The organism is Streptomyces sp. NPDC004542 (genome assembly GCF_040610035.1).
GTDB lineage: Bacteria > Actinomycetota > Actinomycetes > Streptomycetales > Streptomycetaceae > Streptomyces.
Genome location: NZ_JBEXLP010000024.1, coordinates 20,207 through 38,061, shown reverse-complemented (window position 1 = coordinate 38,061; position 17,855 = coordinate 20,207). Strand labels below are relative to the sequence as shown.

Here is a 17,855-nt window from a genome sequence, read left to right as displayed (position 1 = left end):
TTAAAGTTGCATTTGAGATGCAAATTATGAGGACGTGGCGTCGCTCACGCGGGAAACGGGTCGGCCATTACGGATGTCGGTGCGAGCAGGCAAGATGGGCTCAGAGCAGTACACCTGCCGTACGCGAGGCGTTCCGGCCGCGGACGGCCGGACGATCAAGGTCGGCAACACGCGCGAAACCGTGTTGTGGTGGGATGCTCAGGTGCCCGACCGCCTCCCGTGGGACCGGGGACAGGCGGCCTGACCAGCAAGGATGGGGAAGCGGAAGATGGACAAGCAGCAGGAGTTCGTGCTCCGGACGTTGGAGGAGCGCGACATCCGGTTCGTACGGCTGTGGTTCACGGACGTGCTGGGCTTCCTCAAGTCCGTGGCCGTGGCCCCCGCCGAGCTGGAGCAGGCCTTCGACGAGGGCATCGGCTTCGACGGCTCCGCCATCGAGGGCTTCGCCCGGGTCTACGAGTCCGACATGATCGCCAAGCCGGACCCCTCCACCTTCCAGGTCCTGCCCTGGCGGGCCGAGGCCCCCGGCACCGCCCGCATGTTCTGCGACATCCTCATGCCGGACGGCTCCCCGTCCTTCGCGGACCCGCGCTACGTGCTCAAGCGCGCCCTCGCCCGCACCTCCGACCTGGGCTTCACCTTCTACACCCACCCGGAGATCGAGTTCTTCCTGCTGAAGGACCGCCCCCTGGACGGCTCCCGCCCGACGCCCGCCGACAACTCGGGCTACTTCGACCACACCCCGCAGAACATCGGCATGGACTTCCGCCGCCAGGCGATCACCATGCTGGAGTCGATGGGCATCTCGGTGGAGTTCTCCCACCACGAGGGCGCCCCGGGCCAGCAGGAGATCGACCTCCGCTACGCCGACGCGCTCTCCACGGCGGACAACATCATGACGTTCCGCCTGGTCATGAAGCAGGTGGCGCTGGAGCAGGGCGTCCAGGCGACCTTCATGCCGAAGCCGTTCTCCGAGCACCCGGGCTCGGGCATGCACACGCACCTGTCGCTGTTCGAGGGCGACCGGAACGCGTTCTACGAGTCGGGTGCGGAGTACCAGCTCTCCAAGGTCGGCCGCTCCTTCATCGCGGGCCTGCTGCGCCACGCCGCCGAGATCTCCGCGGTCACCAACCAGTGGGTCAACTCCTACAAGCGCATCTGGGGCGGCTCCGAGCGCACCGCGGGCGCCGGCGGCGAGGCCCCCTCCTACATCTGCTGGGGCCACAACAACCGCTCGGCCCTGGTCCGCGTCCCGATGTACAAGCCCGGCAAGACCGGCTCCGCGCGCGTGGAGGTCCGCTCCCTGGACTCCGGCGCCAACCCCTACCTCGCCTACGCCCTCCTCCTGGCGGCCGGCCTCAAGGGCATCGAGGAGGGCTACGAGCTCCCGCCCGGCGCCGAGGACGACGTCTGGGCCCTCTCCAACGCCGAGCGCCGCGCGATGGGCATCGAGCCCCTCCCGCAGAACCTCGGCGAGGCCCTCGCCCTCATGGAGACCAGCGACCTGGTCGCCGAGACCCTCGGCGAACACGTCTTCGACTTCTTCCTCCGGAACAAGAAGCAGGAGTGGGAGGAGTACCGCTCGGAGGTCACGGCGTTCGAGCTGCGCAAGAACCTGCCGGTGCTGTAAGCGCAGGTCAGGGCGGGTTCACTGCCGTCTTCGCATCGGGGGCCGTCGGTCGATGCACCGACGGTCCCATGGCTTCGTACCCCTTCTGGGCCGTCCCCGGGCCGTCAAGACAGCCGCACTGCCAGAGCTCATCGGGAACCGGACGCTGCGACACGTCAGCACTCACGGTCGGCATCATGCCGCTCGCACATCAAGTCAGGTCGCACAGCCCTTCTGCGCCTTGAGCGGCGCGGCCGATCTGGCGGCCTGCTCGATCTTCGCGCAGTAGGCGTCGCCGTGCCCAGCCCGAGTGGCGTGAGCGCACCACCTGTTCTGGCGAAGGTGACGCGAGGGCGCACGCTTGACGTGCTCCCTGGCCCACAGTCCAGGGATTTAGGCCTGGGTCGTCCGACCCTTCCGGGGGCTTCCTGCTTCACCGCGCTGTGCGGGCACGGGTCACCGACCCGGTGGGGTGGCCCAGGTCGGCACCGTCGAGCACGGCCCGTGAGGTTTCGAGGTAGGAGATACGCGGCGGCCGGGTCGACCTCCCACCCCGGCTCGTCCGCCTCGCTCCTGGGCCGTACCGCCTCGCCCTCCACCGACATCCACGCCCCTCCGTCGTACGCGTCGTATCGCGACGCAGCTCACGCCAGGCATCGGGGAGGGGCGCGGTGGGGCGAACGCGCCTCTTGGCGCGCCATCGGGTGACACCGAGTCCTCGGCTGCCTCACCCCACGTAGGCCGGGGACACCGCCGCCGAGCTGATGCGGTGCGGCTCGCCCGTGCCGTCCGCGGACGTCTCGTACAGGTCCGCCCCGTAGTCGCCCGGCAGGGCGTACACCAGCGTGTGGGTGTCCTTCCAGACCGCCTGGTCGTCCACACTGCGGGTCTCCGCGAGCGGGGTCTCGCGCATGGTGCGGAGGTCGAGGACGTACAGGCGCCAGGGGGCGTCCTTCGGGAGGCCGGGGACGCGTTTCTTGTAAGCGACGCGGGTGCCGTCGGGGGAGAGGGAGGGGCATTCGACGTCGGTGTGGACGGTGGTGACCGTGCGGGCCTTCAGGTCGCCCCGGACCAGGTACGTCGTCCCCTTCGTCGCCAGCGTCGCGTAGAACGTGCGGTCGTCCGCCGTGAACGTCACGCCCCAGAAGTTGACGTCCGCCGCCCGGTAGGCGTGGCCGTCCTTGCGGATGCGGAAGGACTCCAGGGTCGGGATCAGCTTCCCCGTGCGGGTGTCCACGACCGCCGTGCGGGTCGAGAAGTGCGTGCCGGCGTACGAGTCACCGCCGACGAACGCCGTCCAGGCGGCGAAGTGGCCGGACGGCGACACCCTGGCACGGGAGGGGATGCCGGGCACGTCGTAATGGGCCGTCGCCTTCAGACGGGCGTCCAGGATCACCGCCCGGTACCTGTCCGAGACCGGGCCGTGCACCGCCTGGAGGCACACACCGGTGCCGGCGGCGGCGTGGAAGCGCAGGCACGTGACGCCCGAGGCGGTGCGGGGGCCGGACGGGTCGGAGGCGGGGACCGTGGTCAACTCGTCGCGGTGCGGGCCCCAGGCCATGTTGCGGAACACCATGCGGCCGGCCCGCGTGAGGGTCACCGACCCGGACGTGACCGTCGGGCCGCCCGCCTGCGGGCGGTCGCGGCGGTCCGCGCGCGCCGACGCGTGGAGGACGGCGGCCGTGGCGACCCCCGCGAGTACGGCGAGGGCCGCGAGCAGGACGAGGATGCGGTTGCGTACCGTCATGCCGTGGACGTGCCTTTCCGGCGGAGGGGGATCCTCAGGAGGCCCAGATTCCGGTGATGTCCTTGGCGGCGGCCGCGTTGCCCGCGTGCGTGGTCAGGCCCTGGGTGTCCTCCAGGGTGCGCAGCAGGTCGTAGTGGTTGTAGGTGGTGGCGGAGGACGACCCGGCCGTCACCGGCTGGCCGTACAGGACGGTCGGGATGCGGTTGCCGCTGAGCCGGTTGTCCTCGTCGAAGGTGACGACCAGGAGGCTGTTGTGGGTCTTGGCCCAGGTGGCGTAGGCGCCCAGGTTGTTCTTCAGCCAGGTGTCGCCGGTGGACACCGAGCAGTCGTGCATGTCGCTGCACAGGTCGGGGACGACGAAGGAGATCTGGGGGAGGGTGGAGTAGTCGGTGGGGAACTGGGCGAACGTCTTGGCCGACGAGGTGGGGACGTTGCTGAAGCCGAACCACGGGTTGTGCTTCTGGGCGTAGTCGCCGCTGCTGCACGTGGTCGAGCCCTGGCTGGGCAGGGTCTCGTTGTAGCTGGCCCAGGTGCGGCCCGCGGCGAGGGCCTCGGAGGCCAGGTTGGCGGCGGAGGAGAAGCCCGGGGTGACGCAGCTGTCGTCGGTGACGCCCTGGGTGGAGCCGGAGAACAGGGCGTAGTAGTTGGGCTGGCTCGGGTGGGTCTCGGCGTAGGACTGGGTGAGGTTGGCGCCGCCGGTCTTGAGCGAGTTGATGTACGGGGCGCTGGAGGAGCCGATGACCTGGCCGTAGGCGTGGTTCTCGAAGACCACGACGACCACGTGGTCGGGGGAGGGTACGGTGCCCGCGGCGTGCGCGGACTCGCCGCCGAGCCCGGCCCACAGGCCGACCGAGGCCGCGACGAGGGCCGTCGCGGATGCCACGGCGGTACGGGCGCGGCGGTACACGGAACTGCCGGACACATCAACCTCCGGTGGGGGAAGAGCGGGGCTGGTGGTGCGGGCATATCATGCGCACGTCAACACTATCCCGTGTCAAGGTGTCCGGCACGGCGGGTGAAGATCGGGTGAACTGCTCGGTGGCGGGCTGCGGTGGCGGCCTGCGATGACACGCCCCCCCGCACTCTTGCGGGGCTCCGTGCCCGCACCCCTGCGGGGTTCCGCGCCTTCGACCCCGCCCGGGGGCTGCGCCCCCTGCACCCGTGCGGGCTGCGCGCCTGCGCCCGTGGGGTGCCAACCGGTTGGGCTCGGGGCCGGGGCGGCGCGGGTTTCGGGGCCGTGCGGTTAGGCTCTGGCCAGGACGAAGCGTGATCGAGGGAGGCCGGGGATGACGGGGCCGGGACGCAGGAGCAGTACCTTCACTCGACTGCTGCGGCACGGTTTCACCGATCCGTCGGCCGCCGAGCGGCTGCTGGACAGCGCCGAGGTCGCGCCCGTGCGGAACGACCCGGTGCTGCTGGAGGCGCTGGGCGCGACCGCCGACCCCGACCTCGCGCTGCTGGGGCTCGTCCGGCTGCTCGAGGCACAGCCGGGGGCGACCGCGCGCCGGGAACTGCTGGACACGGTGATAGCGGCCAAACCGCTGCGCGACCGGCTGCTGGGCGTGCTCGGCGCGTCCGCCGCGCTGGCCGACCACCTGGCCCGCCACCCCCGGGACTGGGAGGTGCTGGTCACCTACGAGCCGCGGGACCTGCACCCGGGGGTGGAGGAGTTCGAACGCGGACTGGCCGGGGCCACCGACCCCGTCTCCCTGCGCGTCGCCTACCGCCGCTGCCTGCTGTCCATCGCCGCCCGCGACGTGAACGGCACCACGGCCGTCGCCGAGACCGCCGCCGAGCTCGCCGACCTCGCCACCGCCACCCTGCGTGCCGCCCTCGCCCTGGCGAAGGCCGCCGCGCCCGACGACGCCGCCGCGTGCCGGCTCGCGGTGATCGCGATGGGCAAGTGCGGCGGCCACGAACTGAACTACGTCTCCGACGTCGACGTGATCTTCGTCGGGGACGCCGCCGACGGCGCCGACGAGGCCAAGGCCCTGAAGTCCGCCACCCGGCTCGCCTCGCACATGATGCGGATCTGCTCCGAGACGACCGTCGAGGGGTCGATCTGGCCCGTGGACGCCAATCTCCGCCCCGAGGGCAGGAACGGTCCGCTGGTCCGGACGCCGAGCAGCCATCTCGCCTACTACCAGCGCTGGGCCAAGACCTGGGAGTTCCAGGCCCTGCTCAAGGCCCGCCCGGTCGCCGGGGACCTGGAGCTGGGGGAGGAGTACGTCGCCGCCGTCGGGCCGCTGGTCTGGAAGGCCGCCGAGCGCGAGAACTTCGTCGCCGACGTGCAGAAGATGCGCCGCCGGGTGGTGGAGAACATCCCCGCCGCCGAGGTCGAACGCGAGCTGAAGCTCGGCCCGGGCGGCCTGCGGGACGTCGAGTTCGCCGTGCAGCTGCTGCAGCTGGTGCACGGCCGCACCGACCCGTCGCTGCGCAGCGGCACCACCCTCGACGCCCTCCAGGCACTCGCCGCCGGCGGCTACGTCGGCCGGGCGGACGCCGTGCAGCTCGACGAGGCCTACCGTTTCCTGCGCGACATGGAGCACCGCATCCAGCTCTACCGGCTGCGCCGCTCGCATCTCGTCCCCGAGGGCGAGGCCGACCTGCGCCGCCTGGGCCGCTCGCTCGGGCTGCGCGCCGATCCGGTGGCCGAGCTGACCCGTGAGTGGAAGCGGCACACCGCCGTGGTGCGCCGCCTGCACGAGAAGATCTTCTACCGGCCCCTGCTCGACGCCGTCGCCCAGCTCGCCCCCGGCGAGGCCCGGCTCCGCCCGGAGGCGGCCCGCGAACGCCTGGTCGCCCTCGGGTACGCCGACCCGGCCGCCGCCCTGCGCCACCTGGAGGCCCTCGCCTCCGGCGTCAGCCGCAAGGCCGCGATCCAGCGCACCCTGCTGCCCGTGCTGCTCGGCTGGTTCGCCGACTCCGCGGACCCCGACGCGGGCCTGCTCAACTTCCGCAAGGTCTCCGACGCGCTCGGCAAGACCCCCTGGTATCTGCGGCTGCTGCGGGACGAGGGCGCGGCCGCGGAGAACCTGGCCCGCGTGCTGTCGGCCGGCCGCCTCGCCCCCGACCTGCTGATGCGCGCCCCCGAGGCCGTCGCCCTGCTCGGCGAGGGCGACGGCGGCGGTGGCGGCCTGGAGCCGCGCGGCCGCGCCCACCTGGAGCAGGAGATCCTCGCCGCCGTCCGCCGCGCCGAGAACGCCGCCCAGGGCGTCACCGCGGCCCGTGGCGTCCGCCGCCGCGAGCTGTTCCGTACGGCCGCCGCGGACATCGTCGACTCCTACGGGACCGAGGCGAACCCGGCCGAGCCCGACCAGGGCGCCCTGGTGGACCGGGTCGGCGGCGCCGTCTCCGACCTCACGGCGGCCACCCTCGCCGGCACCCTGCGCGCGGTGGTCCGTGAGGGCTGGGGCGACACCCTGCCCACCCGCTTCGCGATCATCGGCATGGGGCGCTTCGGCGGCCACGAACTGGGCTACGGCTCCGACGCCGACGTGCTCTTCGTCCACGAACCGCAGGAGGGCGTGGAGGAACGGGAGGCCGCCGAGGCCGCGAACAAGGTCGTCGCCGAGATGCGCCGCCTGCTCCAGCTGCCCAGCGCCGACCCGCCCCTGCTCATCGACGCCGACCTGCGCCCGGAGGGCAAGTCCGGCCCGCTGGTGCGCACCCTGAAGTCGTACGAGGCCTACTACCGCCGCTGGTCCCTGACCTGGGAGTCGCACGCCCTGCTGCGGGCCGAGCCGGTCGCCGGGGACGAGGACCTGGCCCGCCGCTTCATCGAGCTGATCGACCCGCTGCGCTACCCGCAGGGCGGGCTCGGCGACGAGGCGGTGCGCGAGATCCGCCGGCTGAAGGCCCGGATGGAGTCCGAACGCCTGCCGCGCGGCGCCGACCCCAAGCTGCACACCAAGCTCGGTCCCGGCGGCCTGTCCGACGTCGAGTGGACCGTGCAGCTGTTCCAGCTGCGGCACGGCCGGCGCGAGCCCGGCCTGCGCACCACCCGCACCCGCGCGGCCCTCGCCGCCGCCCGGGAGGCCGGCCTCGTCACCGCCGAGGACGCCGCGACCCTCGACGAGGCCTGGGTGCTGGCGACCCGGGTCCGCAACGCCGTCATGCTGGTCCGTGGCCGGGCCGGCGACACCTTCCCCTCCGACGCCCGCGAACTCGCCGCCGTCGGTCGCTACCTCGGCTACGGCCCGGGGCACGCCGGTGACATGCTCGACGCGTACCGCCGTACGACCCGCAGGGCACGCTCAGTGGTGGAGGAGCTCTTCTACCAGGACTGACCAAGCCCTACCAGCCGCGCGGCGCCTACGCCTCGTCCGGCAGCGGCGCCGCCGGCCGCACCGGCACCAGGCGGGGCAGCGTGTACGGCAGGGCCCCGTACCAGAGCCGGGCCACCGCGAAGCCGAAGGCCAGGCACAGGAGGCCGCCGACCGCGTCGAGCCAGAAGTGGTTGGCGGTGGACACGATCACCACGAGCGTCGCCACCGGGTACAGCAGGGCCAGCACCCGCACCCAGGGCACGCCCGCCAGCGCGAAGATCGTCAGCCCGCACCACAGGGACCAGCCGATGTGCATCGACGGCATCGCCGCGTACTGGTTCGACATGTGCTTCAGGTCGCCGGAGGCCATCGACCCCCAGGTCTGGTGGACCATCACCGTGTCCACGAAGTGGCCGCCGCGCATCAGCCGGGGCGGGGCGAGCGGGAACAGGTAGTAACCGAGCAGGGCCACGCCGGTCGTCGCGAACAGCACGGTCCGGGCCGCCGCGTACCGGCCCGGATGGCTGCGGAACAGCCACACCAGCACGCCCAGCGTCATCACGAAGTGCAAGGTCGCGTAGTAGTAGTTCATGCCCACGATCAACCAGGTCACCGAGTTCACGGCATGGTTGACCGACTCCTCGACGGCGATCCCCAGGCGGTGCTCGGCCCGCCAGACCCAGTCGGCGTTGCCCAGTGCCTTGCCGCGCTGCTCGGGAACCGCGTTGCGGATGAGCGAGTACGTCCAGTAACTGACCGCGATCAGCAGGATCTCGAACCACAGCCGGGGGCGGCGCGGAGCACGCGGCCGGCGCCGCCGGGCACCGGTGCCCCCTTCGTCCGTGGCGGGGTGCGTGGCAGGGTGCGGAACGGCCGTCTGTTCGCGACCTTCCGGCTCTGTCACGGTCGAGTCACCCATAGCCACAGAGTCTGCCAGAAAAGCGTTCAAACCCCGATCATCCCCTGGTCGGGTTCCGGTCGCACGTTCTACACCCTAGGGACGATTCCGGTCCCCGGGCGCCGAAGCGGTCGAACCGCGCACCACCAGTTCCGGCATGAACACGAACTCGCTGTGCGGTGCGGGCGTCCCGCCGATCTCCTCCAGCAGCGTCCGCACCGCCGCCTGGCCCATCGCCGGGACCGGCTTGCGGACGGTGGTCAGCGGCGGGTCGGTGAACGCGATCAGCGGGGAGTCGTCGAAGCCCACCACCGACACGTCCCGGGGGACCTCCAGGCCGAGCTGTCGGGCGGCCCGTATCGCGCCCAGGGCCATCATGTCGCTCGCGCAGACCACGGCCGTGCAGTTCCGCTCGATCAGCGCGGTGGCGGCCGCCTGGCCGCCCTCCAGGGTGTACAGCGAGTGCTGCACCAGCTCCGACTCGACGACCTGCGGGCTCAGGCCCAGCTGGTCCTGCATGGCGCGCACGAAGCCCTCGATCTTGCGCTGCACCGGGACGAACCGCTTCGGGCCGAGCGCCAGCCCGATCCGGGTGTGCCCCAGCGAGACCAGGTGGGTCACCGCCAGTGTCGTCGCCGCCCGGTCGTCGGGGGAGATGAACGGCGCCTGCACCTTCGGCGAGAAACCGTCGACCAGCACGTACGGCACGCCCTGCGCCCGCAGCCGCTCGTAGCGCCCCATGTCGGCGGTGGTGTCCGCGTGCAGCCCGGAGACGTAGATGATCCCGGCGACCCCCCGGTCGACCAGCATCTCGGTCAGCTCGTCCTCCGTCGACCCGCCCGGGGTCTGGGTGGCCAGCACGGGTGTGTAGCCCTGCCGGGTCAGCGCCTGGCCGATGACCTGCGCCAGGGCCGGGAATATCGGGTTCTCCAGCTCCGGGGTGATCAGACCCACCAGGCCCTCGCTGCGCTGCCGCAGCCGCACCGGACGCTCGTAGCCGAGCACGTCCAGCGCGGCCAGCACGGACTGGCGGGTGGTGGCGGCGACGCCGGGCTTGCCGTTGAGGACGCGGCTGACGGTCGCCTCGCTCACCCCCGCCTGCGCAGCGATGTCCGCAAGCCGTGTGGTCACAGGGGTGGACTGTACCGGCCGGGGATCAGCTTGCCCACCGATCGGACGCCGTGCGCGGGCGGTCGTACGCCCCGCTGCCGGTTGTTGCGTCATCGCGCTCCCTCGTCCTTCTGGTCGGCATGTCGCGGAAAGAGCTTGCAGAGTCTTGCACAAGTGTCCCTCGGCCCGCTGATCGGCTCCACTGCTGGGTTGCGGACGGATCGAGGACAGGTCACGACACGATAACCCACGGGTTCCCTTGCACTTTTTTTCTGCAAGGTCTTTCGCAACGCTTACATCGCTGTTACGTTCCCTGTCGCCCGGCCGCCGCAAAGGCGCAGTCGGCAAGACGGCGGGGACGGCGGACGGGACCGCCCCCCGCAGCACTCGGGCTTTCACCCTCAAGGAGAACTCATGCGGCGTGGCATAGCGGCCTCCGCACTGGTGGCGTCCCTCGCCCTCACGGCGACGGCGTGCGGCGGGAGCGACAGCGACAGCAAGTCGGACGGTCCGGTGACCATCACCTGGTGGGACACCTCCAACGCCACCAATGAGGCGCCGACGTACCAGGCCCTGATCAAGCAGTTCGAGGCCGCCAACAAGGACATCAAGGTCAAGTACGTCAACGTCCAGTTCGACCAGGCGCAGAACAAGTTCGACACCGCCGCCGGCTCCAAGGGCGCCCCGGACGTCCTGCGCTCCGAGGTCGGCTGGACCCCCGCCTTCGCCAAGAAGGGCTACTTCCTGCCGCTGGACGGCACCGAGGCCCTCGCGGACAAGGACAAGTTCAAGTCCAACCTGATCACCCAGGCGCAGTTCCAGGGCAAGACCTACGGCGTGCCGCTGGTCACCGACACCCTGGCGCTCGTCTACAACAAGGCCCTGTTCAAGAAGGCCGGCATCACCGAGGCCCCCAAGACCTGGGACGAGCTGAAGGCGGACGCCGCCAAGATCGACGCCAAGGAGAACGTCTACGGCTACTGGGGCTCCACCCAGGCCTACTACGCGCAGACGTTCCTCTACGGCGAGGGCACCGACACCGTCGACGCCTCCGCCAAGAAGATCACGGTCGACTCCCCGGCCGCGAAGAAGGCCTACGGCACCTGGCTGAGCCTGTTCAAGGGCCAGGGCCTGCACAAGGCCGACACCACCGCCGACGCCTACGCCCACATCCAGGACGCGTTCGTCAGCGGCAAGGTCGCCGCGATCATCCAGGGCCCCTGGGAGATCACGAACTTCTACAAGGGCTCGGCCTTCAAGGACAAGTCCAACCTCGGCATCGCCACCGTCCCGGCCGGCGCCGCCGGCAAGGCCGGCGCCCCGACCGGCGGCCACAACCTCTCGGTCTACGCCGGCTCGGACAAGGCCCACCAGGACGCGGCGCTGAAGTTCGTGGGCTTCATGACCTCGGCGAAGTCCCAGGAGACCATCGCCCTGAAGAACTCCACGCTGCCCACCCGTGACGACGCCTACACCGCCCAGGTCAAGGCCGACCCCGGCATCGCCGGCTACCAGGGCGTCCTCGCCGCCGCCCAGCCGCGTCCGGCGCTGCCCGAGTACAGCTCCCTGTGGGGTCCGCTGGACATCGAGCTGCCCAAGGTCGCCGGCGGCAAGGAGTCGCTGGACAAGGGCCTGAGCAACGCCGAGGTCGCCATCGCCAAGCTGGTGCCCGACTTCAGCAAGTGACGCCCGCGTGGCCGCCGGATCCTCCTCACGGGGGGAGGATCCGGCGGCCACCGGCCTGTGCCCAGGCCCGCCCCTCCCGATCTCCCGAAGGTGTCGAACATGACAGTCGCCATCGACCGCGCCACCGGCAACCGCCGCGGTGACCGCGCGCCGCGGCCCGGCCTGGGCCAGCGCATCAGACACGGAATCCAGAAGCACTGGTACGCCTATGCGATGATCACGCCGGTCGTCCTCGTGCTGGGCGTCATCGTGGGCTACCCGCTGCTGCGCGGCTTCTATCTGACCCTGACCGACGCCAACAGCCTCAACTCGGCGCGCACCATCGGCGTCAACCACATCGACGCCACCTACAAGTTCATCGGGATCGGCAACTACAAGGACATCCTGTTCGGCCCGCTGGCGTACGACCGGTTCTGGTCGCACTTCCTGTGGACCGTCTTCTGGACGGCCGCCTGCGTGGCCCTGCACTACACCATCGGCCTCGGCCTCGCGCTCATGCTCAACGAGAAACTGCGCGGCCGCACCTTCTACCGGGTGCTGCTCGTCCTGCCCTGGGCCGTGCCGACCTTCGTCACCGTCTTCTCCTGGCGGATCATGCTCTCCGACTCCGGAGCGCTCAACCAGTTCCTCCACACGCTCCACCTGCCCGAGCCGCAGTGGCTGGAGGACACCTTCTGGCAGCGGTTCGCCGCGATCATGGTGAACACCTGGTGCGGTGTGCCGTTCATGATGCTCTCGCTGCTCGGCGGCCTGCAGTCCATCGACTCCTCGCTCTACGAGGCCGCCGAGATGGACGGCGCGAGCGCCTGGCAGCGCTTCCGGCACGTCACCCTGCCCGGGCTGCGCTCGGTCAGCTCCACCGTGGTGCTGCTCGGCATCATCTGGACGTTCAACCAGTTCGCCATCATCTTCCTGCTGTTCGGCCCCACCGGCGCGCCCGACGCCCAGATCCTCGTCACCTGGGCCTACTACCTGGGCTTCGGACAGCAGCCGCGCGACTTCGCCCAGTCCGCCGCGTACGGCGTGCTGCTGCTGTCGGTCCTCACCGTCTTCACCTCCTTCTACTTCCGCTGGCTGAAGCGCAATGACCAGCTCGCCGTCTGACGCCGCAGGAGCCGCCGCCATGAGCACCACGACCCTGGAAAAGACCGAGACCGCGCCCGCCCCGGCCGCCCGGCCCACGCGCCGCCCCCGCGGGCGCGGCGAACGCGGCCCGCTCGGCGTCGCCCTCCTGCACCTCGGCCTCACCCTCGCGAGCCTCGTCGCGCTCGCGCCGGTGGCCTGGCTGGTCTACCTGTCCCTCGGCCCGGACAAGGACGACTACCTGCACCCGGGCGAGATCGCGGGCAAGCTGACCTTCTCCAACTACAGCTTCGTGCTGGAGCACACCGCCTTCTTCGAGTGGTTCAAGTCGACGATGATCGTGGCGTTCGGCACCACCCTGATCGGCGTCTTCGTCGCCGCCACCACCGGCTACGCCGTCTCGCGCATGCGCTTTCCCGGCTACAAGCCGCTGATGTGGGTGCTGCTGCTCACCCAGGCCTTCCCGATCGCCATCCTGATCGTGCCGATGTACGAGATCTTCAGCGAGCTCGGTCTCATCGACACCTACTGGGCCCTGATCGTCATCAACTGCACCACCGCCGTGCCGTACAGCGCCTGGCTGCTCAAGGGATACTTCGACACCATCCCGTTCGAGATCGACGAGGCGGGACGGGTGGACGGCCTCACCCCGTTCGGCACCTTCGCGCGGCTGATCCTGCCGCTGGCCCGCCCGGGGTTGGCCGTGGCGGCCTTCTACAACTTCATCACCGCCGTCGGCGAGGTGGCGTTCGCGACCACCTTCATGCTCGACGACTCGAAGTACACCTTCGCCGTCGGCCTGCAGAGCTTCGTCAGCGAGCACGACGCACAATGGAACTACATGGCCGCCACCGCGGTGTTGATCGCGATACCGGTGTCCGTGTTCTTCTACCTTGTCCAGAAGAACCTGGTGACCGGCCTCACCGCCGGCGGCACCAAGGGCTGAACCCCGCCCTTCCCACCAGGGCTCCCGCGCGCCTGTCCGCGCGGGTGGCGGCCGCGGTGTCCACCCGACCCCGCCGGCACCGCGGCCGCCTCGTCAGCGCACCCGAGAACCCATGACCCTCCCTCACGCCCGGCCCGCCCGGGCGGGGGACCCCCACCGCATCAAGGACGCCATGAGCCAGCACTCCGCCGACCCGGCACCGAGCCCCGTTCCCGAGTCAGCTGTCGCCACCGTCGCCCAGCCCCGCGACTGGTGGCGGGACGCGGTGATCTACCAGGTCTATCCGCGCAGCTTCGCCGACAGCGACGGCGACGGCATGGGCGACCTGGAGGGCGTGCGCTCCAGACTGCCCCATCTGCGTGACCTCGGCGTGGACGCCGTCTGGCTCAGCCCGTTCTACGCCTCGCCGCAGGCCGACGCCGGCTACGACGTGGCCGACTACCGCGCCGTCGACCCGATGTTCGGCAACCTGCTGGACGCCGACGCCCTGATCCGCGACGCCCACCGGCTCGGCCTCAGGATCATCGTCGACCTCGTGCCCAACCACTCCTCCGACCAGCACGAGTGGTTCAAGCGGGCGCTCGCCGAGGGCCCCGGCTCGCCGCTGCGGGAGCGGTACCACTTCCGCCCCGGGAAGGGCGAGAACGGCGAGCTGCCGCCCAACGACTGGGAGTCGATCTTCGGCGGCCCCGCCTGGACGCGGGTGACCGAACCGGACGGCGCGCCGGGGGAGTGGTACCTGCACCTCTTCGCTCCCGAACAGCCCGACTTCAACTGGGACCACCCGGCGGTCGGGGACGAGTTCCGCTCGATCCTGCGCTTCTGGCTGGACATGGGCGTCGACGGCTTCCGCATCGACGTGGCACACGGCCTGGTCAAGGCCGCCGGCCTGCCCGATCTCGGCTCCCACGAGCAGCTGAAGCTGCTGGGCAACGATGTCATGCCGTTCTTCGACCAGGACGGCGTGCACGAGATCTACCGGCAGTGGCGGCGGATCCTGGACGAGTACTCCGGTGACAGGATCTTCGTCGCGGAGGCCTGGACACCGACCGTCGAACGCACCGCGAACTACGTCCGCCCCGACGAACTCCACCAGGCGTTCAACTTCCAGTACCTCTCGGCCGCCTGGGACGCGGACGAACTCCGTGAGGTCATCGACCGCACCCTCGAGGCCATGCGCCCGGTCGACGCCCCCGCCACCTGGGTCCTGTCCAACCACGACGTAACCCGCCACGCCACCCGGTTCGCCAACCCGCCCGGCCTCGGCACCCAGATCCGCACGGCGGGCGACCGCGCGCTGGGCCTGCGCAGGGCGCGCGCGGCCACCCTGCTGATGCTGGCCCTGCCCGGCTCGGCCTACATCTATCAGGGCGAGGAGCTCGGTCTCCCCGACGTCGTCGACCTGCCCGACGAGGTGCGCCAGGACCCGGCCTACTTCCGGGGCGCCGGCCAGGACGGCTTCCGGGACGGCTGCCGGGTGCCGATCCCGTGGACCCGCACGGGATCCTCGTACGGCTTCGGCGGCGGCGGCAGCTGGCTCCCGCAGCCGGCGGGCTGGGGCGAGCTGAGCGTCGAGGCGCAGACCGGGGTGCCGGGCTCGACGCTGGAGCTGTACCGCGCCGCGCTCGCCGCCCGCCGGGACCACCCCTCGCTCGGCGCGGGTGACGCGGTGGAGTGGCTGCGCGCCCCCGAGGGCGTCCTCGCCTTCCGGCGCGGGGAGTTCGTGTGCGTCGCGAACACCACGGGGGAGGCGGTGACGACCCCGGCGTACGGCCGGGTCCTGCTCACCAGCGGTGAGGTGACCGAGGCCGACGGCGAGACGAAGGTGCCGGCCGACACCACCGTCTGGTGGACGACGGCGGACTGAGGACCCGTCCGGCAGGACCCGTCCGGAAGTTCTTGCATCACCTTCACAACGGCCCGCTGCCTTTTCGGCAGCGGGCCTGTGACATCTGCGTCACCGCACGTTTGCTGCACATTGCAGCAAGCGCCTTCAAGGACGAAGGACCCCCGCATGGCACGCAGGACCCTCCCCGCGGCACTCGCCCTCGCGGCCGCCGCTACAGTTGGCATGTAGCCGACTACCGCGCAGGCTTCCCCGCCCGGCACCAAGGACGTCACCGCCGTCCTCTTCGAACGTGCGGAACAACACGACGGTGGCGGTGAACTCCCGCGGGCAGTTCACCGCCACCTTGGGCTCGAACACGGCGCTCGCGATCCACGCCGGGAAGCCGGGCTGCTGAGCGCGCGGCACTACGTCACGTCCTACTTCCAGGTGTCGCTCGCCGTGTAGCCGTACGTGCTGCCGGTCGTGTAGGAGCGGTTCGTCCCGGACTCCCAGGTCACGTTCCCGGAGCCGTCCTTCTTGAAGTACTTGTACTCGAAGGCCGTGCTCTTGGGAACGATGACCAGCCTGCTCCAGGTCGGGTAGGACGCCGAGGACAGCGGGACGGCGTCGGCGGTGTTCCAGGAGCCGAGGGAGGGGAGGGAGCCGACGACGTAGACGTTGGTGCCCCAGTCGGTCGTCGCGTACTCCTTGAACGTGACGTCGGTGGCGTCGGCGTTCGCCACGTTCCAGCTGTTGTTCGCGGAGATCGCCGACGTCGTGGCCGAGACGGACCGGTTGGCGTTCGACTCCCAGGTCACGTTGCCCGAGCTGTCCTTCTTGATGTACTTGTACTCGAACGACGTGTTGATCGGCACGCTCACCTCCCCGGACCAGACCGGGTAGCCGGAGGACGACAGCGGGACCGCCTTCGAGGTGTCCCAGCCGCCCAGTGCGGAGAGCGAGCCGACGACGTACACGTTCGTCCCGTACGACGTCGGGGCGTACTCGTTGAAGGTCGCGCTGACCGTGGACGCCGACCCGCCGCCCGAGTCGCCGCCCGACCCGCCGCCCGCGTCGCCGCAGCCGACCGTGCAGGTGTAGGAGGAGTCGTAGAAGGCGATCGCGCCCTTCGCGGGGACGGTGAGCGACGCGTTGCCGCCGCTGACGGTCACCTTGGTGGCACCGCCGTCGACCACGTTGCTGTACGTGCCGTCGGCCATGCCGGTGGTGAAGGTGTACGTGGCCGGCGACGAGCCGTTGTTCAGGGCGAAGAAGCCCGCGCCGCCGCGGCCGAAGCCGATCACGCCGGACGACTTGGTCTGCCAGTTGGAGACGGCGGTCGAGCCGACCGCGTTGTGCCAGGCCACCATGCCCACGACCGACGTGTCGCGGTCCAGGCAGTACCAGCTGCCCGAGCAGTCGGTGTTCGTCACGAAGCCCGCGGAGTTCGGCGGCGCCTGGTCGCTCTGGGTCCACTCCCAGCTGGCGTACACCGTCGGCGTCGCCCACTTGTAGGCGAGCTGGAAGAGGTTGGCGAGCTTGTAGGTGTCGCCGTCCTTGTAGCTCATGTGCAGGCCGTTGCGTTCGGTGTCGTGGTTGGTCACGAAGGACACCGAGTTCGCGGCCGGGAGGATGCCGGAGGAGGACAGCGACGCCAGGTCGCTCACATTCCCCTGGAACGCGGACTTCAGCTTGCTCGCGTAGGTGAAGTCCAGGACGTCACCGGTGCCGTAGTAGTCGCCGGGCTGCGGGGTGGAGCCCGGGTAGATCTCCTCGAAGACGTACGGGACCGCGCCGGAGGTGGTGGTCGTGAGCTTGGCCTCGATCGCCGTCAGGTCGGCCGCCGGGATGTGCTTGGCGGCGTCCACGCGGAAGCCGTCGACACCGAGGGCGAGCTGCTTGTTGAGGTAGGCCGCGATGCCCGAGCGGACGGAGTCGGCGCCCGTCTTCAGGTCCGGCATGCCGAGCAGTTCGCAGTTCTGGACCTGGGTGAGGTTGGAGTAGTCCTGGATGGTCAGGTCGGAGGTGGGGCAGGACGACGAGTCGTGGTAGTCCGAGCGGTCCCACTCCGGGGTGTCGTACTTGCTGGTGAGCGTGGTGCCGTTGTAGCCGGTGCCGGTCTGCCCGGCCGTGTGGTTGAGCACCGCGTCGGTGTAGACCTTCACACCGGCCTGGTGGCAGGCCGTCACCATCGACGCGAACTTCGCCGCCGACCCGAAGCGGCTGTTGAGGTTGTAGGAGTACGGCTGGTAGACGTCCCACCAGTAGTACGACGGCTGCTTGAGGGACTCCGCCGGGGGTGCCACCTGGACCGCGCCGTAGCCGGCCGGGCCCAGTATGTTCGTGCACTCCGAGGCGACGGAGTCCCAGTTCCACTCCCAGAGGTTGGCGATGACGTCGCCCTTGACGGTGCTGTCCGCCTGGGCGGCGGTGGGGGGCAGGGCGACGATCCCGGCGAGGGCCAGCGCGCCGGCGGCCACGGCGACTGCCGTGCGCCGGAGGACACCCGGGGGGCGGTGTCTGGTCATGTGCGGCTCCGATGAAGGGTGTTGGGTTTTCAACCAGTCGTGAGAGTGGGGGAGCCGGGATGGACCGTCAAGGCTGCCGATGAAAATCTTTGCTATGAGTTTCACCCCTCTTGCTGTAAGCCTTTCGTCGGCGATACGGTCGCGCGGGGTCG

11 protein-coding genes are annotated in these 17,855 nt (G+C 70.6%); 6 read left to right on the top strand and 5 right to left on the bottom strand.

All coding sequences use genetic code 11. From position 1 onward, the window contains the following. The first annotated feature begins 268 nt into the window (after positions 1 to 268). A complete protein-coding gene (gene glnA, locus ABZX30_RS16045; RefSeq protein ID WP_355933886.1) occupies positions 269 to 1,630 on the top strand; it encodes a type I glutamate--ammonia ligase in 1,362 nt (453 codons plus the stop codon). Between the two features lie 706 nt (positions 1,631 to 2,336). Here the strand turns inward: glnA and ABZX30_RS16040 are convergent. Further along, positions 2,337 to 3,356 carry a TolB-like translocation protein gene (locus ABZX30_RS16040; RefSeq protein WP_355933884.1) on the bottom strand — a complete coding sequence of 340 codons (1,020 nt, stop codon included), beginning with the start codon at positions 3,354 to 3,356 and terminating at the stop codon, positions 2,337 to 2,339. A 34-nt stretch (positions 3,357 to 3,390) separates the two neighbouring features. Beyond that, positions 3,391 to 4,278 carry an alkaline phosphatase family protein gene (locus ABZX30_RS16035; protein WP_355933882.1) on the bottom strand — a complete coding sequence of 296 codons (888 nt, stop codon included), beginning with the start codon at positions 4,276 to 4,278 and terminating at the stop codon, positions 3,391 to 3,393. Between the two features lie 364 nt (positions 4,279 to 4,642). On the opposite strand from ABZX30_RS16035, the gene ABZX30_RS16030 reads away from it, so the two are divergent. Beyond that, entirely contained in the window at positions 4,643 to 7,645 is a 3,003-nt protein-coding gene (locus tag ABZX30_RS16030; RefSeq protein WP_355933879.1) for a bifunctional [glutamine synthetase] adenylyltransferase/[glutamine synthetase]-adenylyl-L-tyrosine phosphorylase, read from the top strand. 25 nt (positions 7,646 to 7,670) lie between these two features. Here the strand turns inward: ABZX30_RS16030 and ABZX30_RS16025 are convergent, their stop codons facing one another. Beyond that, entirely contained in the window at positions 7,671 to 8,543 is an 873-nt protein-coding gene (locus ABZX30_RS16025; protein ID WP_355933876.1) for a phosphatase PAP2 family protein, read from the bottom strand. 75 nt (positions 8,544 to 8,618) lie between these two features. Next, complete coding sequence (locus ABZX30_RS16020; protein WP_355933874.1) at positions 8,619 to 9,653, bottom strand: LacI family DNA-binding transcriptional regulator; 1,035 nt, start codon at positions 9,651 to 9,653, stop codon at positions 8,619 to 8,621. 393 nt (positions 9,654 to 10,046) lie between these two features. On the opposite strand from ABZX30_RS16020, the gene ABZX30_RS16015 reads away from it, so the two are divergent. From ABZX30_RS16015 to ABZX30_RS16000, 4 genes are all read left to right on the top strand, one after another. Next, positions 10,047 to 11,318 carry an extracellular solute-binding protein gene (locus ABZX30_RS16015; protein WP_355933872.1) on the top strand — a complete coding sequence of 424 codons (1,272 nt, stop codon included), beginning with the start codon at positions 10,047 to 10,049 and terminating at the stop codon, positions 11,316 to 11,318. Between the two features lie 99 nt (positions 11,319 to 11,417). After that, on the top strand, positions 11,418 to 12,422 hold the full coding sequence (locus ABZX30_RS16010; RefSeq protein ID WP_355933869.1) for a sugar ABC transporter permease: 1,005 nt from the start codon (positions 11,418 to 11,420) through the stop codon (positions 12,420 to 12,422). Between the two features lie 19 nt (positions 12,423 to 12,441). Further along, complete coding sequence (locus ABZX30_RS16005) at positions 12,442 to 13,347, top strand: ABC transporter permease subunit (protein WP_355933866.1); 906 nt, start codon at positions 12,442 to 12,444, stop codon at positions 13,345 to 13,347. 172 nt (positions 13,348 to 13,519) lie between these two features. Beyond that, positions 13,520 to 15,214, top strand: coding sequence for a glycoside hydrolase family 13 protein (locus ABZX30_RS16000; RefSeq protein ID WP_355933963.1), 1,695 nt, complete (start codon positions 13,520 to 13,522; stop codon positions 15,212 to 15,214). 398 nt (positions 15,215 to 15,612) lie between these two features. On the opposite strand, the gene ABZX30_RS15995 is transcribed toward ABZX30_RS16000, so the two are convergent. After that, complete coding sequence (locus tag ABZX30_RS15995; RefSeq protein WP_355933864.1) at positions 15,613 to 17,703, bottom strand: carbohydrate-binding module family 20 domain-containing protein; 2,091 nt, start codon at positions 17,701 to 17,703, stop codon at positions 15,613 to 15,615. Positions 17,704 to 17,855 lie beyond the last annotated feature (152 nt).